The 20,243-nt window shown below is 65.3% G+C and carries 23 protein-coding genes; 14 read left to right on the plus strand and 9 right to left on the minus strand.

The features are described 5' to 3' along the window. The first annotated feature begins 4 nt into the window (after nucleotides 1-4). The 4 genes from SM753_RS06520 to SM753_RS06535 all read left to right on the plus strand — a co-directional run bounded on the left by SM753_RS06520 (nucleotide 5) and on the right by SM753_RS06535 (nucleotide 3,681). On the plus strand, nucleotides 5-1,141 hold the full coding sequence (locus tag SM753_RS06520; RefSeq protein ID WP_323190993.1) for a hypothetical protein: 1,137 nt from the start codon (nucleotides 5-7) through the stop codon (nucleotides 1,139-1,141). 48 nt (nucleotides 1,142-1,189) lie between these two features. Continuing rightward, nucleotides 1,190-2,017 (plus strand): molybdopterin synthase, encoded by an 828-nt coding sequence (locus SM753_RS06525; protein WP_323190994.1) that lies wholly within the window; start codon nucleotides 1,190-1,192, stop codon nucleotides 2,015-2,017. 236 nt (nucleotides 2,018-2,253) lie between these two features. Beyond that, a complete protein-coding gene (locus SM753_RS06530) occupies nucleotides 2,254-2,508 on the plus strand; it encodes a hypothetical protein (RefSeq protein ID WP_135534786.1) in 255 nt (84 codons plus the stop codon). 72 nt (nucleotides 2,509-2,580) lie between these two features. Continuing rightward, nucleotides 2,581-3,681, plus strand: coding sequence for a site-2 protease family protein (locus SM753_RS06535; RefSeq protein WP_135534787.1), 1,101 nt, complete (start codon nucleotides 2,581-2,583; stop codon nucleotides 3,679-3,681). Between the two features lie 29 nt (nucleotides 3,682-3,710). On the opposite strand, the gene thiL is transcribed toward SM753_RS06535, so the two are convergent. Further along, a complete protein-coding gene (thiL, locus tag SM753_RS06540; protein WP_323190995.1) occupies nucleotides 3,711-4,586 on the minus strand; it encodes a thiamine-phosphate kinase in 876 nt (291 codons plus the stop codon). A 107-nt stretch (nucleotides 4,587-4,693) separates the two neighbouring features. Between thiL and SM753_RS06545 the strand changes: the two genes are divergently transcribed. The 3 genes from SM753_RS06545 to SM753_RS06555 all read left to right on the plus strand — a co-directional run bounded on the left by SM753_RS06545 (nucleotide 4,694) and on the right by SM753_RS06555 (nucleotide 7,031). Next, on the plus strand, nucleotides 4,694-5,716 hold the full coding sequence (locus SM753_RS06545) for a flippase-like domain-containing protein (protein WP_138798231.1): 1,023 nt from the start codon (nucleotides 4,694-4,696) through the stop codon (nucleotides 5,714-5,716). Between the two features lie 65 nt (nucleotides 5,717-5,781). Then, nucleotides 5,782-6,237, plus strand: a complete 456-nt coding sequence (locus SM753_RS06550; RefSeq protein WP_135534790.1) for a 30S ribosomal protein S19e — start codon at nucleotides 5,782-5,784, stop codon at nucleotides 6,235-6,237. A gap of 41 nt (nucleotides 6,238-6,278) precedes the next feature. After that, on the plus strand, nucleotides 6,279-7,031 hold the full coding sequence (locus SM753_RS06555; protein WP_323190996.1) for an ABC transporter ATP-binding protein: 753 nt from the start codon (nucleotides 6,279-6,281) through the stop codon (nucleotides 7,029-7,031). A gap of 55 nt (nucleotides 7,032-7,086) precedes the next feature. Here the strand turns inward: SM753_RS06555 and SM753_RS06560 are convergent, their stop codons facing one another. The 4 genes from SM753_RS06560 to SM753_RS06575 all read right to left on the minus strand — a co-directional run bounded on the left by SM753_RS06560 (nucleotide 7,087) and on the right by SM753_RS06575 (nucleotide 12,974). Further along, a complete protein-coding gene (locus SM753_RS06560) occupies nucleotides 7,087-8,991 on the minus strand; it encodes a cation:proton antiporter (protein WP_135534792.1) in 1,905 nt (634 codons plus the stop codon). A 249-nt stretch (nucleotides 8,992-9,240) separates the two neighbouring features. Then, complete coding sequence (locus tag SM753_RS06565) at nucleotides 9,241-11,253, minus strand: long-chain fatty acid--CoA ligase (RefSeq protein WP_323190997.1); 2,013 nt, start codon at nucleotides 11,251-11,253, stop codon at nucleotides 9,241-9,243. A gap of 83 nt (nucleotides 11,254-11,336) precedes the next feature. Then, nucleotides 11,337-12,245, minus strand: a complete 909-nt coding sequence (locus SM753_RS06570; protein ID WP_323190998.1) for an MBL fold metallo-hydrolase — start codon at nucleotides 12,243-12,245, stop codon at nucleotides 11,337-11,339. A gap of 60 nt (nucleotides 12,246-12,305) precedes the next feature. Next, nucleotides 12,306-12,974 carry a PGF-CTERM sorting domain-containing protein gene (locus SM753_RS06575; RefSeq protein WP_323190999.1) on the minus strand — a complete coding sequence of 223 codons (669 nt, stop codon included), beginning with the start codon at nucleotides 12,972-12,974 and terminating at the stop codon, nucleotides 12,306-12,308. A gap of 113 nt (nucleotides 12,975-13,087) precedes the next feature. On the opposite strand from SM753_RS06575, the gene serS reads away from it, so the two are divergent. Then, complete coding sequence (gene serS / locus SM753_RS06580; protein WP_138798236.1) at nucleotides 13,088-14,470, plus strand: serine--tRNA ligase; 1,383 nt, start codon at nucleotides 13,088-13,090, stop codon at nucleotides 14,468-14,470. A 578-nt stretch (nucleotides 14,471-15,048) separates the two neighbouring features. On the opposite strand, the gene SM753_RS06585 is transcribed toward serS, so the two are convergent. The 3 genes from SM753_RS06585 to SM753_RS06595 all read right to left on the minus strand — a co-directional run bounded on the left by SM753_RS06585 (nucleotide 15,049) and on the right by SM753_RS06595 (nucleotide 16,695). Then, nucleotides 15,049-15,435 (minus strand): nuclear transport factor 2 family protein, encoded by a 387-nt coding sequence (locus SM753_RS06585; protein WP_323191000.1) that lies wholly within the window; start codon nucleotides 15,433-15,435, stop codon nucleotides 15,049-15,051. A 61-nt stretch (nucleotides 15,436-15,496) separates the two neighbouring features. Then, complete coding sequence (locus SM753_RS06590; protein WP_323191001.1) at nucleotides 15,497-16,366, minus strand: peroxiredoxin; 870 nt, start codon at nucleotides 16,364-16,366, stop codon at nucleotides 15,497-15,499. Nucleotides 16,367-16,521: 155 nt separating this feature from the next. Continuing rightward, entirely contained in the window at nucleotides 16,522-16,695 is a 174-nt protein-coding gene (locus SM753_RS06595) for a hypothetical protein (protein ID WP_168192903.1), read from the minus strand. Between the two features lie 164 nt (nucleotides 16,696-16,859). Between SM753_RS06595 and SM753_RS06600 the strand changes: the two genes are divergently transcribed. From SM753_RS06600 to SM753_RS06610, 3 genes are all read left to right on the plus strand, one after another. Beyond that, nucleotides 16,860-17,000: a hypothetical protein gene (locus SM753_RS06600; RefSeq protein WP_168192995.1), complete on the plus strand. Its 141-nt coding sequence runs from the start codon at nucleotides 16,860-16,862 to the stop codon at nucleotides 16,998-17,000. Nucleotides 17,001-17,081: 81 nt separating this feature from the next. Continuing rightward, complete coding sequence (locus SM753_RS06605; protein WP_135534800.1) at nucleotides 17,082-17,576, plus strand: DUF367 family protein; 495 nt, start codon at nucleotides 17,082-17,084, stop codon at nucleotides 17,574-17,576. 130 nt (nucleotides 17,577-17,706) lie between these two features. Further along, the gene (locus SM753_RS06610) at nucleotides 17,707-17,856 is read left to right on the plus strand and encodes a 50S ribosomal protein L40e (protein ID WP_135534801.1); all 150 of its coding nucleotides are present in this window, start codon (nucleotides 17,707-17,709) and stop codon (nucleotides 17,854-17,856) included. A 30-nt stretch (nucleotides 17,857-17,886) separates the two neighbouring features. On the opposite strand, the gene SM753_RS06615 is transcribed toward SM753_RS06610, so the two are convergent. Beyond that, nucleotides 17,887-18,498 carry an MBL fold metallo-hydrolase gene (locus SM753_RS06615; RefSeq protein ID WP_323191002.1) on the minus strand — a complete coding sequence of 204 codons (612 nt, stop codon included), beginning with the start codon at nucleotides 18,496-18,498 and terminating at the stop codon, nucleotides 17,887-17,889. A gap of 208 nt (nucleotides 18,499-18,706) precedes the next feature. Here SM753_RS06615 and SM753_RS06620 point away from each other — a divergent pair, with 208 nt between their 5' ends. The 3 genes from SM753_RS06620 to SM753_RS06630 are packed head-to-tail and all read left to right on the plus strand — an operon-like array spanning nucleotide 18,707 to nucleotide 20,066. Beyond that, the gene (locus tag SM753_RS06620; protein ID WP_138798239.1) at nucleotides 18,707-18,892 is read left to right on the plus strand and encodes a DUF5786 family protein; all 186 of its coding nucleotides are present in this window, start codon (nucleotides 18,707-18,709) and stop codon (nucleotides 18,890-18,892) included. Continuing rightward, a complete protein-coding gene (locus tag SM753_RS06625) occupies nucleotides 18,892-19,446 on the plus strand; it encodes a DUF99 family protein (protein WP_323191003.1) in 555 nt (184 codons plus the stop codon). Before SM753_RS06620 ends, SM753_RS06625 begins: the two co-directional genes overlap by 1 nt. A 23-nt stretch (nucleotides 19,447-19,469) precedes the next feature. Then, a complete protein-coding gene (locus tag SM753_RS06630; protein WP_135534805.1) occupies nucleotides 19,470-20,066 on the plus strand; it encodes a uracil-DNA glycosylase family protein in 597 nt (198 codons plus the stop codon). Nucleotides 20,067-20,243: the final 177 nt, after the last annotated feature.

Raw genomic sequence — 20,243 nt, forward strand, 5'->3', positions numbered from 1 at the left:
CCCTATGCGCCGCCCTATCGTACTCGTCTGCCTGTGCGTTCTGCTCGTCTGCGTCGCCGCGGGCAACGCGGCGGCCGCAGGCGCTACCGGCGACGCGGCGACCGTTGTCGACGGCCTCGAGAACGTGCAAGAGGACGACGCGGATCCTGACGACGCCCACGGCGACGACCGAAACGATGCGGATGACGCGGACGACGGCGACGAGGCGACCGATTCGGACTCCGACGACGACAGCTCTAACGGGGAGGGACGCGCGGTCGAGGTAGCGACAGACGGCGACAGAGAAGTCGGGATAGAGTTCGAAACCGACGAGCGCGACGTGGAGATAGCGTTCGAGAGCGAGGAGGGGGTTGTAACGGTCGAAACCGAGGACGGAGAGCGCGAGGTTCCGGTCGAAGACGGGCGGCGAGAGACGCTGTTCGAAGACGGCGAGCGCGAAATCGTGCTCGATACCGAAGGCAGCGAACACGAGATAGTGATCGAAGGCGATGACTCTCGCGAGATACCGCTCGGCACCGCGGGCGCCGAACAGCGAGAGAGCAACGCGTCGGGACCGGGTATCGACAGCGACGAGGACAGTTCGGATGCGGCTGACAACGGGGCGACAGGCGACGAGAGCGAACGAACTGGAGACACCCTCTCGGCCGGGCAGGAAAACGGCTCACAAGGGAACGAGACGGTGTCGGACGACGGAGTGGAAGACAACGGAGCGGAAGACGACGGAGCGGAAGACGACGGAGCGGAAGACGACGGTCCCCGGACAGTCGGCGTGACGAACGTAACCGCGAACCGCACCGAGGTTTCGACGGGAGAGTCAGTAGCCATCCGGGCGGTGGTCGTCAACGAGGGCGACACCGAGACGACGACGAACGTCACGCTTCGTCTCTTCGACGAGCGGGTCGGAACTGAGACCGTCACCCTGGAACCCGGCGAAACGCGGACCGTCGAATTCGTCCGCGAGATCGAAACAGCGGGAACGTATCAGGCGTCAGTGAACGGCCAGTCGGTGACGATCAGGGTCACCGACGGCGAAACCACGACGGCCGAGGAGGAAACGAACGGCGGGGGACTCGACGGATTCGGGATACTGGCCGCCGTCGCCGCGCTTGTACTCGGAGCGCTTCGGTGGCAGCGACAGTGACGACACCGCGGGCGAAGGCTACAAGCCCCGGCGAATCGAAGTGGTGATATGAAAGTACTCGGCGTCGTGGGACCGTCGGACAGCGGAAAGACCACCCTCGTCGAGCGGTTCGCCGAGCGGTTCGACGGCCACGGGACCGTGGCGACGGTGAAGCATCTCACGCACGCACCGGCGGTCGATACGGACGGGAAAGACACCGCGCGACACAGGGCCGCAGGCGCGGACCGGACGTACGGTATCACCGACGACGGCGAGTGGTTCGGAACCGGCGACTCCCGAACGCTCTCGGAGACGCTGGACGATCTCGCACCGCAGTACGACTATGCGGTCGTCGAGGGGTTCAGCGGCGCTGACATGCCACAGGTCGTCCTCGGCAACCGTGACCACCGAGGCGAGGCCATCGCGACCGGCGAAACGGCAACGGACATAGACGTGGGCGACGTGGTCGACTCCCTACGAGAAACGGAGCCGTACGAAACGCTCGGGTCCCTCGTCGCCCGCGCGAAACGCTCTCCGGCGGCGGAGAAAGCGGGCGCGGTAGCCACGTTCACTGGACGGGTCCGTGCGAAAGACCACGACGATGACGAGGCGACCGAGTTCCTGGAGTTCGAGAAGTACGAAGGCGTCGCCGAGGACCGACTCGACGCACTTCGTGCGGAACTGGAAGACCGTGACGGTGTGTACGAGGTACTGCTGCACCACCGAACGGGCGTTGTCGAGTACGGCGAGGATATCGTCTTCGTCGTCGTCCTCGCAGGACACAGGAAGGAGGCGTTTCGTACGGTCGAAGACGGGATCGACCGTCTCAAAGAAGACGTGCCGATTTTCAAGAAGGAAGTGACGGTCGAGGACGAGTTCTGGGTTCACGAGCAGTGACGAGATGTAATAGTTGGAAACCCAACACATACCTCGGATAATAATAGATACCCCGAATACAGAGTTAGATACGATTATAAAACGTCTCGTTCCCTCTCGTCCGGTTATGAAGGGTAAACTAAATAACATGAAACGGGGTAAAAACCGTAGATTGGGCTAAAAGCGCTCGAAACTGGCCGAAGCATCCTTCCTTTATAACATATCCCCGGTATTACGGGAGAACGAGGCGACAACAAATGAGCGCAACCTCGCAGCCCTCCACTGAAGACCCGACTACAGAGAACAAGGAAGATCGACTCAAGCAGTTCCTCCGGCAGAAAGCGACGGACGGGGAACTGTACTTCAAGAGTAAGTTCATCGCGGACGAAGTCGACCTCTCCCCCAAGGAGATCGGCGCACTGATGGTGAAACTGAGCGATTCCGCGAGCGAGCTAGAAGTCGAGAAGTGGTCGTACACGAGCGCGACGACGTGGCGCGTCGAACCGGCCTGATCCCCCGCAGTCCCCGCCCCACAACCCCGCTGTCAGTGGGTTTATCACGCTACGTCCGCTAAAAACGCCACGATGGCGAACAGAGATGGCCCCGACGTGGGCCCCCCCGCCGATTCGTTCGCTTCTTCATTTCGAGTGTACGAGGTGCGGACCGACGGTGACCAGTTACTGTACTACGGCGACCCGCTCGTCCCGCCGGAGCAGTTGATGGAACACATCTGGCCGCGCTTTCGTGCCGACGGGTACGAAGTCCGATTGACTCGCCGGACTGGCGAGTACGTCCTCGTCGCAGAACCCGTCGACGTCGGCGTCGACGGGATCCCGTGGACGAACGTTATCCTCGCGGTGGCGACAGTGTTTTCGACGCTGTTTGCCGGGACGGTGTGGTACGGCTACGACCCGATAGCGAATCCGGAGACGCTCCTTGGCGCGTGGCCGTTCACCGTCGCGATCATGGGCGTTCTCGGGGTGCACGAACTCGGACACTACGTCATGAGCCGATACCACGGCGTCGACGCCACGCTCCCGTACTTCCTCCCGCTTCCGACGCTTATCGGGACGATGGGCGCGGTGATCAAGATGAAAGGGCAGATGCCGGACCGCAAAGCCCTGTTCGACATCGGTGCGGCCGGTCCGCTCGCTGGGCTGGTCGCTACCGTCGTCGTGACGGCGGTCGGTCTGTCGCTCCCCCCGGTCGACGTGCCGCCGGGAACGCTCCCGTTCGAACTCGGCTACCCACCGCTGCTGGTACTCATTGCGGACCTGACCGGTCAGCAGTTGTACTACCCGCCGGGGGAATCGATCCATCCGGTCGTCGTCGGCGGCTGGGTCGGCATGTTCGTCACCTTTCTGAACCTGCTACCGGTCGGTCAGCTAGACGGCGGCCACATCGTCCGGGCGATGGCCGGCGACCGCCAAGAGACGGTCGCTGCGCTGGTCCCGGCCGTCCTGTTCGGTCTGGCCGGGTACCTCCACTACGTCCGGAACGTCGCCGGTAACGCCATCTTCCTCTGGGTTTTCTGGGGCCTGTTCGCGTCGGCTATCGCCTTCGCCGGGCCGGCGACGCCGGTGTACGACGAATCGCTCGATACCCCGCGGATGGCGCTGGGAGCGCTCACCTTCCTGCTCGGTGCGCTCTGTTTCACGCCGGTGCCTATCGCCTACGGCGGATGAACTGAAGCTGACGGCACCCACCCCCGGCGTCACTCACCGTGCGTGAATCCGCGGTCCGGCAGTGCGTCCCCATCTATCGTCACGCCGCTTTCGGTGACATCGCCGACCACGGTTATCCGCGTCGGCGAGGCGTCCCTGACCGCAGCGACGGCGTCTTCAGAAACGGTAAAGACGAGCTCGAAGTCCTCGCCGAAGAACAGCCCCATTTCGCGGCGTTCATCGGCGGTATCAGCCGCCGCGTCGACGCTGTCGTCGACCGGTACCGCCGCTTCCTCGACGGCGAACCCGCAGCCGCTCGCTTCGGATAGCTGATGGAGCGAGCGCGCGAAACCGTCACTGGAATCCATCATCGCCGTCGCGTGCGGGGCAATAGCGCGCCCCGCTGCGACGCGCGGTTCGAACCGGAAGAGGTCGTTCGCCCGCTCCGTCTTCCCTCGCCGAAACAGCCGTAACGCGGCCGCGCTCCGGCCGAACGTTCCGGTAACGCACAGGCGATCACCGGGCACTGCGCCACGGCGGCGGACGGGGGCTGTCGTCTCTCCCAGCGCCGTCGTCGCGACGGTGAACTCGTCGTGTTCGTCCAGGTCTCCACCGACGTATTCGGCGTCTACGCGCTCGCAGACGGCCGTCGCTCCGTCGACGAAGGCGGCGAGTTCCGCCTCGCCGAACGACGGCGCGGCGTACGCGGCGACCGCAGCAGTCGCGTCGGCACCCATCGCGGCGACGTCCGACAGCGACGCGCCGACGGACCGCCAGCCGGCGGTGTACCGGGTCGTCCCGTCCGGGAAATCCGTCGTCTCGTGGAGCATGTCGGTCGTGAGCACCTGGTCGTCGACGACGGCGGCGTCGTCGCCGGCCGCGCCGACGGACTCGCCCAGCAGCGCCAGGGCAGTCCGTTCGTTCATAGTCGACCATCCCACCGGGGGCCGAAAAACCGACCGGTTAGCCGCCACTGAATCCGGATACCGCAGACCCGGTGGTTTCAACTGCCGGACGGTCGTCAGTACGCCGCATGGTCAACGGGAGCACCCGGGCGAAAATAGCCGGATTCCTCGGGGCGCTGGCGATACTCGCCGGTCTGTTCTGGGTCGCGGGCGTCGACGAGATACTGGCAGCGCTCGGGCGCGCGCGACCCGTCGTCGTCGCTGCCGTCGTCGTCGCGGCGCTCGGGTGGCTTCTCGCGTGGGGGCTCGCGCTCAGGACCGTTCTCGACGCACTGGGAATTTCACTGTCCGTGCCGCGGTCGTTTCTCGTTTTCGCCGGCGCGATGTTCTCGAACAACGTGACGCCGTTCGGCCAGGCCGGCGGGGAGCCGTTTACGGCCCTGATCATCTCGCGTACGACCGACAGCGAGTACGAGACGTCGCTCGCCGCGATCGCGAGCGTGGACGCGCTGAACTTCGTCCCCTCTATCGGGTTCGCGCTACTCGGCGTCGCCTACATGGCGACCGAAGTGACGTTCAACGCACGTCTGGAGTACGCCGCCGCGTCGGTCGGGGCGCTCGCCGTTGCACTCCCGGTTGCCGCGTATCTGGGCTGGCAGCACCGCTATCGAGTCGAGCGTTCGGCGGTTCGAGTCGTGACGCCGCTCGTTCGCTGGCTGACGAAGCTCATCCCACGGAAGTCGCCGCCGACCGCCGCCGACATCGAGCACCGCATCGAGGGGTTTTTCCACACCATCGAGCGGGTCGGAACGGACCGACGGACGCTCCTTCTGGCGCTCGGGTTCTCGGCGCTCGGGTGGCTGGGTCAGATGTGTTCGCTGTGGCTCTCCCTGTACGCGCTCGGCCATCCCGTCTCCTTCGGCGCGGTGATGGTCGCGATCCCGCTGGGGAGCGTCGCGGGAGTGACCCCGCTTCCGGGCGGACTCGGCGGGGTCGAAGCGGTTCTCGTCGCCCTGCTGGTACCCACGACGGGCCTGATGCTGTCGACGGCGAGCGCCGCCGTCGTTATCCACCGAACAGCGACGTACTGGCTGTCGACGGGGATCGGCGGCGTCGCAGCGTCGATGTTCGGGGTGACCGATAGCGGGTGATAACGACCGGCGCGGGCCCGTGGGAATACGATGGCCTTAAATGCCGCGCGAGGGAAGGCGATGGTATGACAACGCTGTACGACGTTCCGGCGGACGCGCTCATTGACGCGCTCGCCGACGAACTCGAGGACCAGATCGACGAACCGCAGTGGGCGAAGTTCGCAAAGACCGGTGCCGGTCGCGAGCTACCCCCCGAACAGGAGGATTTCTTCGCCGTCCGCGCCGCGAGTCTGCTTCGCAAGGTCGCGACGAACGGCCCGATCGGGATCGAACGGCTCTCCACCCATTACGGCAGTGCCAAGCGGGGGTCCAACCGCTACCGCGTCGCCCCCGCGAAGCGAAGCGACGGGAGCAAGAACGTCATCCGCACCATCCTTCAGGACCTCGAAGAAGAGGACCTCGTCGAGACCGCCGACGGCGAAGGCCGCCGCATCACCGCTGAGGGCCGTAGCCTGCTCGACGAGACCGCCGGTGACGTTCTCGAAGACCTCGACCGTCCCGAACTCGAACGCTACGCCTAGAGACACCAACTTTCATACTCGCTGTCGCTAAAATAGCATTCATGAGCGACAGCCCCGCGATCCGGACCGACGCCCTCTCCAAACGCTACGACGACACGCTCGCCGTCGACGACCTCTCACTCTCCATCGAACGCGGTACCGTTTACGGGTTTCTCGGGCCGAACGGAGCCGGAAAGACGACGACGATGCGGATACTGGCGACGCTCACCCGCCCGACCTCGGGGACCGCCCACGTCGCCGGAAACGACATCCGCGACCGCGAGTCCGTCACACCACACATCGGCTACCTGCCCGAGGAGCCGCCGCTGTACGACGAACTCACGGGTCGTGAGCAACTGGAGTACATCGCTGGCCTCCGGGACATTCCCGAGCAGGAGGCGACAGAGCGGATCAACCGCCTTCTAGAGCGGTTCGACCTGGCCGAGGACGCGGACAAGCGGATCAACGCCTACTCCAAGGGGATGCGACAGAAGACCGGCGTCATCCAGGCCGTCCTCCACCGCCCCGCAGTCGCCTTCCTCGACGAGCCGACGAGCGGTCTCGACCCCCGCGCCGCGCGGACGATGCGCGAGACCATCTCCGACCTGGCCGAGCGGGAGATGACCGTCTTCCTCTCGACGCATATCCTCCCCGTCGTGGACGAACTGGCCGACACGGTCGGCGTGCTTCACGACGGCCGACTCGTCGCCGAGGGACCACCCGAAGAACTCAAGCGCCAGGCGGAGTCCGGGGAAAGCCGGAGCCTCGAAGACGCCTTCCTCGAAGTGACCGACACGCCGGCGACGGCGGACTGAACGCCCGAGAGGAACCGACAGATCACGTTACGGGTCGGTCGGCTCAGTCGACGGATCAGTCGTACGGGTGACACCGCGCCAGCGCCTCGTGGACGGCGTCTTTCCGACCGAGGAACGTGATGTGGTCGCCCTGCTGGAGCGTGAAGTCGCCCTCGGGGACTTCGTTGTTGCCGTCCCGACCGACCAGCGCGATGAGGACGCCGTTGGGGAGTTCGTCGTCCAAGTCGTCGATCGTCCTGCCGACGAGGTCCTCGGCGGTGACTTCGATCTCCTGAACGTCGCCGGAGCGCCCGAGTTCGGTCATCCAGTTCGACAGCGCCGGACGCTCGATGACGTTGTCAAGCGCCCACGCAGTCGCCATCGAGGCGGAGATGGTCCTGACGCCCAGGTCCTCGAAGGCGTCGACGTTGTCCGGATTGTTCGCCCGGGCGATCACGGTTTCGACGTCGAACTTCGAACTCGCTAGCTGAGCGACGAGCAGGTTGGCGTCGTCGTCTCCGGTCGCGGCGGCGACGATCTTGGCGTTTTCCGCGCCCGCAGAGCGTAACACCTCGGTGTCGGTGCCGTTGCCCTTGTGGACGGTGAATCCCTCGTTCCGGGCGCGTTCGACGATCTCTTCGTCGTGCTCGATGAGGACGACGTTCTCTCCGCGGTCTTCGAGGCGCTCGGCGAGCGAACGGCCCACCTTCCCGCCTCCGACTATTAGTACGCGCATAGGTATTACATCAAGGTACTCCGCTATCTTTCTGGCGAGACCGCCCTCGAACACGACGGTCGCCAGGATGACGAGGAACACGGTGCCGACGAGAATGTTCGCCTGCGTGGCGACGAGTTCCGCCTGCGCGATCTCGCCGGCCGCCCGTAGCTCGTCGGCGTGAGACTGGAGTTCGAGTGCGAACAGCGTCGCAACGGACGCGGGGATGATCCCCCGCGGTCCGACGAAACTGACGAACAGCTTCTCCCCCTTCGTGAACTGTGCGCCGCTCGTCGAGAGGAACACGAGCAACGGGCGCAACACGAGCGCGACAGCCAGCACGACGATTATCCCGCCGACGCCGAGTTCGAGCAGGCGGTCGAAGTTCAACAGCGCCGCCAACGCGATGAACACGAACGAGAGGACGATGAGCGTCACGTCGCCTTTGAACTCCTCGATGTTCTCCTCGTACGGCAGATCGGCGTTTCCGAGGATGATCCCGGCGGCAGCGACGGCGGCCACGCCGGACTCGGTCGCGATCGTGTCCGCGGCACCGTAGGCGACGATGGCACCGGCGAGGGTGAGTAGACGGGCGTTCTGTGGCGCATTGCCGGGAGAGAGGTCGACGTTCCCGAGCACGTACCAGATGACCGCCGCGACGACGAGTCCGACGAGGAGGCCGACCCCGAGACGCTGAGCGAACTCGGGGGCGAGCGAGTACGGGTCGGACGCGCCGGGCTGGAGCGCGTCGAAGATGACGACAGCGGCGATCGCGGCAGTCACGTCGTTGACGATCCCCTCCGTTTCCAGCGCGGCGGCGACACGGTCACGGACGGGGACGACGCCGAGGATCGGCGTGATAACCGTCGGGCCGGTGGCGACGAGCAGTGCGCCGACGAGCAGGGAGGTTCCCCACGTCGCACCATCTATCGCGAAGCGGACGGCCACGGCAGTGCCGATCAGTGCGATAGCAGCGCCGATAGTGACGAGCCGAAACGCCGCGGAAGGCGCTTCCTTCAGCTTCTCCACTTTCAGGTGAAACGCACCCTCGAAAACGATGATCGCGACGCTCAGACCGACGATCACCGACAGTGAATCACCGAAGGACTGGCGGGTGACGAACCCGGCACCCTCCGGGCCGACGGCGATACCGGCAATGATGAGAAAGAGGACGCTAGGGACCTGAAAGCGGTCGGCGAGTACCTGGGAAATGACGCCCAAAGCGACGATAAACGCAACCAGCGGAAGGAGGTTGCCCGCGCTCACGCGAGACACCCTCCGCTCGGAAGAAGGGAGAGTTGCCGACTGCTATCCGCGAACCTGAAGCTCACCCGTCGTGTGTCCGCTCTGCGCATGTTACCCGCCATCAGACGGGTCAACGAAGTCCGCCCGTAAAAAACGCCGACCTTTCCTCCCGCTTTGCCGATTGTCGGCTGTGACCCCGTTTAGATACCGTTCCGGGATAGAGAACGCGTTCGACTCGGTACTGTGGAACGCACCCTGTATGCAAGTTGATCATTCGTGCGACTGGGTTGACTGCGAGGTGGACTCGTATATGTCGGATATCAGACTTCCGTATCGGTCCAGAATATTGCGGCGCTTTTTCTTCATCGTCGGCGTGAGCAGATCGTTTTCCTCCGTGAACTCGTCGGGAACGAGGCGGAACTGCTTGATCCGCTCGTGGGATTCGAACCGCTCGTTCACCTCGTCTACTTCCGCCCGGACGAACTCGTGGACGCGGTCGTCCTCGTACATCGCCGCGCGGTCGTCGGGGAGGTCGATCCCCGTCTCCGCGGCCCACTCCCGGACCGTGTCGTCGTTCGGAACGATGAGTGCGCCGACGAACTTCTCGCCGTCGCCGACCACCATACACTGTTCGACGACCTCGCTCGACGCGAAAGCGTCCTCGATGGGGCCCGGCGCGACGTTTTTCCCGGTCGACAGGACGAGCAACTGCTTGAGTCGCTCCTCGAACACGATGTAGTCGTCCGGGCGCTGCCGGACGATGTCGCCCGTGCGGAACCAGCGGTCGTCCGCGTCCTCGTCGTCTTCGGCGTTCCCGGCGTTGCTGTCGCCGGGCAGTCGGGAGAACGCCGCCTCGGTCTCGCCCGGCCGGTTCCAGTAGCCGTCGGTGACGTTCGGTCCGCGAACGAGGAGTTCACCGACCTCGCCGTCGGCGTCTTCGAACTCCCCCGGCGGTAGTACGCTGTCGTCGAGATAGACGTCCACGTCGGCGACCGGCGGTCCGATAGTACCGACTTTCGGTTCGTCCGGCGGATTGACCGAGACGACGGGGGAGGTTTCGGTGAGTCCGTACCCCTCGTAGATCGGCAGTCCCATGCCGTGATAGAGCGCACAGAGGTCCGCCGAGAGGCTTCCGCCGCCGCTGATGAGCAGTTCTATCTCGCCGCCGAGCGCGTCCGTCACCTGGTCGAAGACGAGTTTCTCGGCGACGGCCTGTTTCGCTCGCAGCGAGAGCCCCGGCGAGTCCGCCTCGTGGTAGGCCCGCCCCACGTCAGTCGCCCACTCGAAGATGCGTTGTTTCAGGCCTGACTCGCTGGCCTGTTCCCTGATGGCGTCGTATATCTTCTCGTACACCCGGGGGACGCTCGTCGCCGACGTGGGCCGGACGGCCTGGAAGTCCTCCTGGATCGTGTCCGAACTCTCCGCGTACGCGACGCAGGCACCGCAGGCGAACATCACGAAGTGGCCCGCGGTGCGCTCGAAAACGTGGGCAAGCGGAAGGAAAGAGACGGTCCTGGTCTCCTCGTCGATAGTCAGATCGCCGTCGCGGTCCGGTCGGAGAGCTAACCGCTTGCGGATCTGGTTGACGTTCGACCGGAAGTTGCGGTGCGTGAGTTTCACGCCTTTGGGCCGGCCGGTCGTTCCGGACGTGTAGATGAGACTCGCCAGGTCGTCGACGGAGCGGTCGCTCAGCCACTGTTCGTACTCGTCGGGGTCGTACTGTTCCGCTCCGCGTTCGTGGACGGTCGCCAGCGAATACACGTCGTCGCGGTCGGACTCGACGGCGTCCATCGTCACGATACAGTTGAGGTCGAGGTCGTCCTCGACGGCAAGCACCGTGTCGAGTTCGTTCCTTCCCTCGACGACGACGGCGGTCGCGTCAGGGTCGTCGAGCAGGTAGTGCGCTTGCGATTCGGACGACCCCCTGTAGACTGTCGTTACGACGCCGCCCGCCGCGAGCAGGGCGAAATCGCACTGCGCCCACTCCATGCGAGTGCTCGCGTAGAGACCGACCCGGTCGCCATCCCCGATCCCGAGGTCGCGGAAGCCGGCGGCCAGGCTCCGCACGATATCGCGCACGTCGGCGTACGACAGCGCCCTGTACTCCCCGTCCGGTGCCGCCTGAACGACGGTCCCGGCGAGCGATCGGTCGTAGACGCCGCCTTTGTACTGCTGGGCGGGACGGTGCTCGTTTCGCGCCGCGCTGTCTTCGAACATGCGCGGCAGCGTCGTCATCTCGATGACGTCGTCCGTGTACTCGGATTCGGCCTCCCGCCAGGTCATACCGTATGATAACTAACCACGATGGTATAAAAGATGAGGAACGATAGACCCGTGTCAAGCGGTTGTTTCTGCCCGTGCGAGTCTCACTCCCCGTGGTCGAGATACGTCAGGACGCCTCTGACGTTCATTGCGGTCTCCCCGCGGGCCTTCCGCTCGCCCCACACGTGCCCCATGTCCGCGTTCTCGACGAAGTGATCGATCACCGCCTCGTCGTCTCCCAGTTCCTCGCGCTTCCGTTCGACCGCCTGCACCCAGTCGGTCAACACGTCCGTGTACTCCGCAAGGACGCCGTCAGCGTCCTTCGGGCCGAAGTGCGCGAACAGGAGCGTCTCCGGGTCCATGGCGACGAGCATCTCGGCGTCGGCGAGGGTCCCCTCCAGGTCGAACTGCGGTGGCGGTGACGTTTCCGTTATCTGGGAGATCGACGGTACCCAGATCCCCGCCGCGTCGGCGGTGAAGACGGCGTCGTTCGCGGGGTCTTCGAACACGACCTGGTGGGGTGCGTGCCCCGGAGCGTGGTGGACGACGAGTTCGTGGTCGCCGAGGTCTATCGTGTCGCCGTCTTCGAGTTCCGTGATCCGAGAGTCGGGGACCGGTTCCGGTTCGGTGTAGAACTCGATCTGGTCGCCGACGGCGCTTTTCGTCCCTTTCCAGAGGCGCGAGGGGTCGGCGAGGTGGCGTGCGCCGCTCTCGTGGACGTACACCTCGGCGTTCGGGCAGGCATCGGCGATGAACCCAGCGCCGCCGGCGTGGTCGAGGTGGACGTGCGTTATCGCGATAACTTCCAGGTCGTCCCGCTCTATCCCCGCCTCGTCCAGCGCGGCCAGGATGCGCTCGTAGTTCGTGCCGATGCCCGTGTCGACGATAGCGGGTCGCTCGGCGTCGAGAACGTAGACCGACCCGTACTCCGCGGTGTCGTACATGCCCGTGTCGACGTAGTATAGGTCCGTACACTCGCCCGACGTCACCGTCCGAACGTCTCCGGGTTCCATGTGAGATAGCCCGCCCCCCGGCGAGAAAATCCTTGTGCTGCGGATCGGTAGGTCGGTCCGTCAGCGCTGGCGACGCCTGAGACCCAGCGCCCCGAGTAGGCCGGCGGCCGCCGCGAGGACGCCGAATCCGGGTTGCCCGCCGCCGTCACTTCCGTCGTCGGACGCGGTCGTCTGCGGGTCCGTTCCGCCGGTGTCGGCTGTCGTCTCGTCGTCGGTCGCTTCCGTGGCCGTTTCGTCGTCGGTTGTTTCCGTGGCTGTCCCGTCGTCAGTCGTGGGAGCTCCCTGCGTTGTCGTCTCCGTCGGCGGGTCGCCGAAACTGATGTCGCCTTGCATCGACGACGGGTGGATCCCGCAGCGGTAACTCACCAGGTCCTCGCTCGCGGTGAACGATATCGACCGGGTCGCTCCCTCCTCGCCTACCGTCTCGGTCCTGGCGACCGACTCGTCGTTCTCGTCGCGGAGGACGAGGTTGTGGCCGACGCCGTCTGCGTTCTCCCAGACCAGTTCGTACTCCTCGCCCGCCGTCAGATACAGGGTCGGATTCTCTTCGCCCTCGATCCGGTCGGGGGAAACGCCTCGCCAGCCCTGGATGTCACTCGCCAGTCGGATGGTCGTCTGCTGGTCGAGGTCGCGACTGCCGCCCGCGGCCGTCACTGCCGGAACGGCGACTGCCGTTGCGGTGGCCGCTGTCAGGAACCGACGCCGGGAGGTGGATGAGGACGGAGCCATGTCAAGTAGCGAGTACCGGCGGCGGATAAATATGGGTGCGGTTGGGCGTGGTGTGAGCCGTTCCCGTAGTTCCGACACGGTTTTGCCTCGGCGCGGGAAACCAGCGGACAGGAATGCTCGACCGGACGTACCTACGCGAGAACCCCGACGAGGTGCGGGACGCCGTCGACCGCAAGGGCGTCGACGGCGTGGACGTCGACGCGATTCTCGCACTCGACGAGGAGTGGCGCGAACTGAAAGCCCGCGGCGACGACCTGCGACACGAGCGCAACGAAGTCTCCAGCCAGATCGGCCAACTGAAACAAGACGGTAAGGAAGAGGAGGCCCAGGAGGCCATCGACCGCTCACAGGAACTCAAAGCGGAACTGGAGGACGTGGAGGAGCGCGCGGACGAACTGGCGGAGCGACTCGAACGCGACCTGCTCCGCCTGCCGAACGTTCCCCACGAGAGCGTCCCGGTCGGAGAGGACGAAAGCGACAACGTCGAACGCTACCGCGAGGGGTTCGACGACCTGCGGGAGATGCCCGACGACGTGACTCCCCACTACGACCTGGGCGAGGAACTCGACGTCCTCGACTTCGAGCGGGGCGCGAAGGTCAGCGGCGGCGGCTTCCAGTTCGTCAAAGGCGGCGGGGCTCGCCTCGAACACGCGCTCGTCCAGTTCATGCTCGACGTCCACCGGGAACAGGAGTACGTCGACGTTCTGCCGCCGATCCCCGTCAACAGCGAATCGATGGAGGGAACCGGCCAACTGCCGAAGTTCGCCGAGGACGCGTATCGCGTCGGCGCGCGGCAGGACGACGAGTACGAAGACGACGACCTCTGGCTGCTGCCGACCGCGGAGGTGCCCGTCACCAACATGTACCGCGACGAGATCCTGCTTGACGACGACCTCCCCGTCAAACATCAGGCGTTTTCGCCGAACTTCCGCCGCGAGGCCGGCGAGCACGGCACGGAGACGCGAGGCTACGTCCGCGTCCACCAGTTCCACAAGGTCGAACTCGTCAACTTCGTCCGACCGGAGGAGAGCTACGACCGGTTAGAGGGCCTGTTAGACGAGGCCGAGGAAGTCCTGCGCCGCCTCGAACTCCCCTACCGCGTGCTTGACATGTGTACCGGCGACATGGGCTTTACCCAGGCCAAGAAGTACGACATCGAGGTGTGGGCCCCCGGCGACGACATGGAGGACGGCCCCGCGGAAGGCGGCCGCTGGCTCGAAGTCTCCAGCGTATCGAACTTCGAGGACTTCCAGGCCCGCCGCGCCGGCCTGCGCTACCGGCCGGAGCGCCACGAGGGCGCGGAGTACCTCCACACGCTGAACGGGTCGGGCGTCGCCGTCCCGCGCGTGATGGTCGCCATCATGGAGTACTACCAGAACGAGGACGGCACCGTCACCGTCCCCGAAGCGCTCCGCCCGTACATGGGCGGCCAGGAAGTCATCGAGGGCCACGACCGGGTCGGCGAGAGCGCGCTGGGTGCCGGCGAACGCGACTGACGGAAGCAGGTCGGGCGCGCCAGTCGAACTCGACGAACGCGCAGCCACGAACCGGTGAGTGACCCCTTCCAGTCTCACGCCGCCCCCGCACGAACCGCGAGAACTGTTCTGACTGCGAATACCCGTCCACACGAGCGCATGTAGACCAGTCTCTCCCGCAACCGGGCGGCCGTCCGGAAAGCGGACGACACTGACGGTGAGAACGACGGGTAGCGCTACCAGTCCGTGGAAACCCGCGAGCGTCTCGCCGGGTCCCGAATTCACGTATCCCAGCGTACCGCTGGCGGCGATCCCCGCACCGAGCGCCGCGGACAGCGCGTCGGCGTCCGAAAGCGGCGGGACGGAACCACGCCGGAAACCGAATAGATGATCCCGGAGACGAAGACGGCGAGCGATAGCCGGAGGAGCGCTGCGGAACGGGGAGAGAGCGATCGACGGTTCCCAGCGGACATATTCGCAAGAACTCACAAGGGGAAAAAGTCACTTGAGGCCGATCTGGACCAATAGTCCGCCGCCGGAGGCGGCCTATCGCCGCCGCCCGCGAGACAGGGCTCTCACGCGGACGAGATCGGGCGATATCACTGCGTGAACGTGTCGAGTCGTTCGATCCGTCCGTCGTCGGCGAAACGGTGAACGTCGACGAACTGAAAGAGCACTTCGGTGTCGGCGTCCTGTCGAGTCTTCGAAGCGGGGTTCGATGCACTCCGCTCGGCCGCAGTTTCGAGGCGGCCGCGCGCGGCCACTTCCCGCTCGCCGTCCGCGACGAAGACGGTTCGGAGTTCGTGGACGGTGTCGGTCATCGGGCGGTCGTCGCGCATGAACGAGACGAACGCGTCTCGGCCCTCGAAGGTGCGGTCGGGGCGGCGCTGGACGAACTCGGGGGAAAGCAGGGCTTCGAGGTCGTCGTACGCGCCGTCGTCGAGGGCGGCGTAGAACGAGCGGACCGTCTCCTCGGCGTCTGTCATGCCCGTAGGTGCGCGGGCCGCGGCCGAAAAGCCACCGGTCACTGCGCCCGTCGCCGCGCGCTTACTCCGAAAGCGGGTAGAGGTCCGAAATATCCCCGTCGTCCGGGGCGGAGTGCAGCGCTTCGATGGCGTCGTCTCGGTATTCGTCGCCCCATTCCGGAGCGTCGTCGGCGTAGTACTCGGCCGACTCGGCGTACCACTTCGCTGCTCGACGGTACGCGTCCGCCGTCTCGGCGGCCGTCGCTGCGCGGTGGGCAACCGGGTCCGAGCCGAACCGTCTGGCGGACTCGAAGGCGGCCGCCGCCTCGTCGAAGTAGCCGAGGGCTTCCCCGAACGTGGCGTCGGCAGTCGACCAGTCTTCGCGTTCGAACGCCGTCCGAGCGGTTTCGAACTCCGACCGTCCGAACCGAAAGTGGTTGCACGCGGTGCGATAGCGTTCGATCGCCGTTCCGTCGTCCTGAACCGCTTCGACGGCGTCGCGGACGGCTTCGAGGTCCGGGAGGTCGACCGGCGACTCCCCGCACCAGGCGTACTCGACGGTCAGGTTCGCGTCCAGAACGAACACCGACCGCTTCGGGACGCGCTCGTGGCCCTCGAACTCCGACTGGAGGACGCCGTACTGCTCCGCGACGTTGCCGACGCTGTCGGAGAGTAACGGGAACCCCAGGTTGTACTCCGTTGCGAACGCGCGGTGACTGTACACGCTGTCGGGTGAGATGCCGAAGATCGTCACGTCCCGTTGCATGGCGAAGAGTTCGAGGTCCTGTAACGCGCACAACTCGTCCGTACAGGCAGGACTGAAATCAGCGGGGTAGAATGCGAGAACGACGATCGATTCGCCGTCGTAATCGTCGAGGGCATACTCGCCGATCTCTCCGTCGTCCACGCCGGGCAACTGGAACGACGGGGCGTCCGAACCGACAGCTATCATGAGCGACACGTACACCTCCGCCACCTTAGTTCCTCTCACATAACGGACAGTACTTCGTCGCCGTTCCGCGCGCCGCTCCGAGGGTGACGCGGTAACCCGGAGCTACCGCTGCCGCGGTACACGCGCGGCGGGACCACCGCGGTACACGCCCTCTATCACTCCCTCGGGCGCATCTCGAAGCTCTCGCGCTCGACGAGTTCGTGCGATCCACACTCCGGACACGCGGTCGGGTCACCGTCCACTTTCGCCCCGCAGTCAGCGCATTCCAGCCTGACTCCTTTCTCCGTGCGCGGCACGAGCATGTCCTTGAGTTTATCCACGATGCTCATAAGCGTCGATCCGGCCCAGAAACCGAAGTGTGTTAGCATCCACCAATACCGCGAGGGATCAGTAGCGGTGGCATCCGAGAGTTCCGTTGAACGAGGCTGTCGTTCGCCCGAGCGGTATGAAAGGTGTAAATTCTTATCTCTGGAACGTTCAGAATCGACAACACATGCTCGACATGAAATCAAAGGCGGTGTTTCTGACCACCCTGCTCATCATAAACATCGTGTCGTTTCTCTTCGGTGGAGTGCTCGGCTTCGTCGTTTTCGTCCCGTCTATCGGGTTCGCGCTCCACGTCCTGCGGCGATAACGACGTGTCGTCGGCTCCGTGCAGTCCCGCCGATAACGACAGTCCGAGCGCTTTTTGCCGGATCCGAACCTACGTATCTGCGTGGAACTGCACGTCCGGTACGAGGGCGACGACGACCCGAAGAAATGTACCGCCCGGAAACTCGAACGGTTCGACCTGGCGGCACTGCATCGCTCGGCGAGAGCAACGCCGTACGGCGTCGTGTTGAACCCCCACGCCGAGCAAGCGCTTTCGCCGGCGGATGCGGACGCTAACAGACTCGTCGCGCTGGACTGCTCGTGGGAGACGGCCGGCGAGGCGATGTTCGACCTCCCGGGCGAACACCGGGCGCTCCCCTTTCTCGTCGCCGCGAACCCCGTCAACTACGGGCGGCCGTTCCGCCTGACGACGGTCGAGGCACTCGCCGCCGGGCTTGTCATTCTGGGCGAGCGCGACCACGCCGAGCGGATCCTCGCGAAGTTCACCTGGGGCGAAACGTTTCTCGAACTCAACGCGGAGCCGCTCAGGCGCTACGCCGACTGCGAGGACTCGACCGAGATCGTCGCCGTTCAGGATGAATACCTCGCCGAGGAGTGATAGAGACGGGTGTGTGTCATTTCGGCATTTCGCCGACGCGGGGTCGGCGACTACCGGTACACAGTTACAACCAACCCGATGACGCGTCCACTCGGAAACCCTTTTATTCGGTGGCGGGCAACTGGGGGGTATGGCTACGTTCGACAAAGCGGAGGGACGCATCCTCGACAAGATGATCTGCATGCGCTGTAACGCCCGCAACCCCAAACGCGCCGACAACTGCCGCAAATGCGGCTACAAGAACCTTCGACCGAAGGCAAAGGAATCCCGCAGCGCCTGATCCATCGCTCGTTTTCGCAACTGACAGACGCTACTCGTCGGGGTATTTCGGTTCTCGCTGTTTCGCCCGCGATAGCGCAGTCTCGATCACGTCGGTCACTTCCCCGTGGAACTCTCCGCCGTGACCGGCGTACATGTGTTCGACGGAGTCCGACATTCGCGATAGGATCCGCTCGATGCTCTCGATGAGTTCCTCGCGGGACTGGCCGGGTCCGTCCGTCCGACCGAAACTGCCGTAGTCGAACGCGCCGTCGTCGTGGACGACGACATCGCCGCAGAATATCGTCGATCCGCTGACCAGAGCGACGTGGTCGTCCGCGTGGCCGGGCGAATACACCACCTCGAACGTCTCGTCGCCGACAGTCACCTCGTCGCCGTCGTCGACCGCCGTAGTTCGGTGCGGATGGTCGCCGTAAGCGTACACGTCCGGGTCGAACGCGTCGATCACGGCGTCGAGTTCGGCGACGTGGTCGCCGTGCTGGTGCGTAAGTACGACGGCGTCCAGTTCGTCCGTCTCCTCCCGTATTCGGTCGACGATACCGGGCCACGCACCCGCGTCGACCAGAGTCGGTCGGCCGTCCAGTGCGAGGTAGGCGTTGCAGGTGAAGGTGTCCGCGTCGGCGGTGACGTTGATGACGTCCATACGCTCACTGGACCGCACGGCGGCAAAACAGTGGTGGGCCAAGCGCGAGCGCCGGGAGTAAAGCGGCGGGCGAGAAACGGGCAGTGCATAGCGGCGGACTTCCAGCGTGTACGGTCTGAGAAACAGCAACGCATCGGCGACGCCCAGCGAACCGCGGCGCTCCGCCCGGGAAATTTTTTAGGAACAAATCACTATTTTCAGTCGTAGCATGGGTTTCGGGAGCTACGACGAGTCGGAACAAGATACTCAGAACATCGATGCTGATATCGACGCAGACGACGGCGTCGCCACCGACGAAACCGACCACGACGGCGATATCGAGTACGAGATCGGGGCATCGAACGACGAACTGATCGACCGCCTACAGGACATCAAAGACGGCGAAGCGAACTGATGAAACCCGGGACGCGGGCGCTCGGCGTCGCCGAGTCGTTCCGCGACGAGACGAGCACGCTCGCCGGCGTCGTCACCCGTGCGTCCCGGACCGTCGACGGCTTCGCTTTCTCTTCGTGTACGGTCGGTGGCGACGACGCGACCGACGCTATCATCGACCTCTACCGGCAACTGGACCGCGAGGACGTCCGGTACGTTGTCGTCGGTGGGGTCGCGCTCGCCTGGTACAACATCTTGGAGCTGAACCGGGTTCACCGGGCGACGGACCGACCGATTTTATCTGTCACGTTCGAGGAGAGCGAGGGCCTCGAACCGTCGCTCCGTGCCGAGTTCGACGGCGACGCGCTGGACTGGCGACTCGATGCCTACGAGGCGCTGCCGCCGCGGCGTCCGGTCGGCGTCGGCGACGAAACGGTGTTCGTCCGGAACGTCGGCATCGCCGACGCCGAGGCGGACCGCGTCGTCGGGGCGTTTACGCCCGAGGGCGGGCGGCCCGAACCGGTCCGCGTCGCGCGGCTGGCGGCGCGGGCGTGCGACGAGATCCGAAGAGAGTAGTACGAGCCGACGAACGGGGGCGTATGGACGAGATGGAGGGACTCGCCGTCACCGACTGCGAGCGCTGTCCCGCCCTCTGCGAGTCGCGAAACCGAATCGTCAACGGCGTCGGGCCGGCCGACGCTGACGTGCAGTTTATCGGCGAGGCCCCCGGTGCCAACGAGGACGAACGGGGAGAGCCGTTCGTCGGCCGGAGCGGCGACGTGCTGGACGACGCCCTGCTCGCCGCCGGACTCGAACGCGAGGCGATCCGGATCAGCAACTGCGTGCGCTGTCGGCCGCCGGACAACCGCGACCCGACGACGGAGGAACTAGCGAACTGCCGCGGCTATCTGGAGTCGGAGATAGCGGCGGTCGACGCGGAGGTCATCGTCACCCTCGGCAAAGTCCCGAGCGAACACCTGCTCGAACGGGACGTCGCCGTCACGAACGAGGCCGGGTCGTTAGTCGACGTGCGCATCGGCGGCGAACCGCGGCGCGTGCTGATCTGCGTCCACCCCGCCGCGACGCTGTACGACCGGAGCCAGGAGGAGACGTTCGAGGAGACGCTGGCGACGGCGGCCGACCTCGCCGGCGTCGAGACCGGGAGTGGTGGGCAGTCCAGGCTCGGTGAGTTCTAAGAAAGCTCTTGCAGCGGCTCGGTGGCCGCTGCTGTGCCCTTCACTGTCCACCGAGTGGCTTCGGGAGTGCCTTCGGGAGCGGCTTCGCCGCACCGAGCCGTCGCTCGCTCTGCTCGTGAAGACGGCAACGGATGTCGCGACCGCTTCGAGTGCCTGCCCGTCCCCGTCCGCTGACCG

The sequence above is a fragment of the Halostella sp. PRR32 genome, from assembly GCF_034808085.1.
In the GTDB taxonomy this organism is placed as follows: domain Archaea; phylum Halobacteriota; class Halobacteria; order Halobacteriales; family Natronoarchaeaceae; genus Halostella; species Halostella pelagica.

Coding starts and splice junctions, on each gene's coding strand:
- SM753_RS06520 (WP_323190993.1), top strand. CDS start 5: ATGCGCCGCCCTATCGTACTCGTCTGCCTGTGCGTTCTGCTCGTCTGC.
- SM753_RS06525 (WP_323190994.1), top strand. CDS start 1,190: ATGAAAGTACTCGGCGTCGTGGGACCGTCGGACAGCGGAAAGACCACC.
- SM753_RS06530 (WP_135534786.1), top strand. CDS start 2,254: ATGAGCGCAACCTCGCAGCCCTCCACTGAAGACCCGACTACAGAGAAC.
- SM753_RS06535 (WP_135534787.1), top strand. CDS start 2,581: ATGGCGAACAGAGATGGCCCCGACGTGGGCCCCCCCGCCGATTCGTTC.
- thiL (WP_323190995.1), bottom strand. CDS start 4,586: ATGAACGAACGGACTGCCCTGGCGCTGCTGGGCGAGTCCGTCGGCGCG.
- SM753_RS06545 (WP_138798231.1), top strand. CDS start 4,694: ATGGTCAACGGGAGCACCCGGGCGAAAATAGCCGGATTCCTCGGGGCG.
- SM753_RS06550 (WP_135534790.1), top strand. CDS start 5,782: ATGACAACGCTGTACGACGTTCCGGCGGACGCGCTCATTGACGCGCTC.
- SM753_RS06555 (WP_323190996.1), top strand. CDS start 6,279: ATGAGCGACAGCCCCGCGATCCGGACCGACGCCCTCTCCAAACGCTAC.
- SM753_RS06565 (WP_323190997.1), bottom strand. CDS start 11,253: ATGACCTGGCGGGAGGCCGAATCCGAGTACACGGACGACGTCATCGAG.
- SM753_RS06570 (WP_323190998.1), bottom strand. CDS start 12,245: ATGGAACCCGGAGACGTTCGGACGGTGACGTCGGGCGAGTGTACGGAC.
- SM753_RS06575 (WP_323190999.1), bottom strand. CDS start 12,974: ATGGCTCCGTCCTCATCCACCTCCCGGCGTCGGTTCCTGACAGCGGCC.
- serS (WP_138798236.1), top strand. CDS start 13,088: ATGCTCGACCGGACGTACCTACGCGAGAACCCCGACGAGGTGCGGGAC.
- SM753_RS06585 (WP_323191000.1), bottom strand. CDS start 15,435: ATGACAGACGCCGAGGAGACGGTCCGCTCGTTCTACGCCGCCCTCGAC.
- SM753_RS06590 (WP_323191001.1), bottom strand. CDS start 16,366: ATGATAGCTGTCGGTTCGGACGCCCCGTCGTTCCAGTTGCCCGGCGTG.
- SM753_RS06595 (WP_168192903.1), bottom strand. CDS start 16,695: ATGAGCATCGTGGATAAACTCAAGGACATGCTCGTGCCGCGCACGGAG.
- SM753_RS06600 (WP_168192995.1), top strand. CDS start 16,860: ATGCTCGACATGAAATCAAAGGCGGTGTTTCTGACCACCCTGCTCATC.
- SM753_RS06610 (WP_135534801.1), top strand. CDS start 17,707: ATGGCTACGTTCGACAAAGCGGAGGGACGCATCCTCGACAAGATGATC.
- SM753_RS06615 (WP_323191002.1), bottom strand. CDS start 18,498: ATGGACGTCATCAACGTCACCGCCGACGCGGACACCTTCACCTGCAAC.
- SM753_RS06620 (WP_138798239.1), top strand. CDS start 18,707: ATGGGTTTCGGGAGCTACGACGAGTCGGAACAAGATACTCAGAACATC.
- SM753_RS06625 (WP_323191003.1), top strand. CDS start 18,892: ATGAAACCCGGGACGCGGGCGCTCGGCGTCGCCGAGTCGTTCCGCGAC.
- SM753_RS06630 (WP_135534805.1), top strand. CDS start 19,470: ATGGACGAGATGGAGGGACTCGCCGTCACCGACTGCGAGCGCTGTCCC.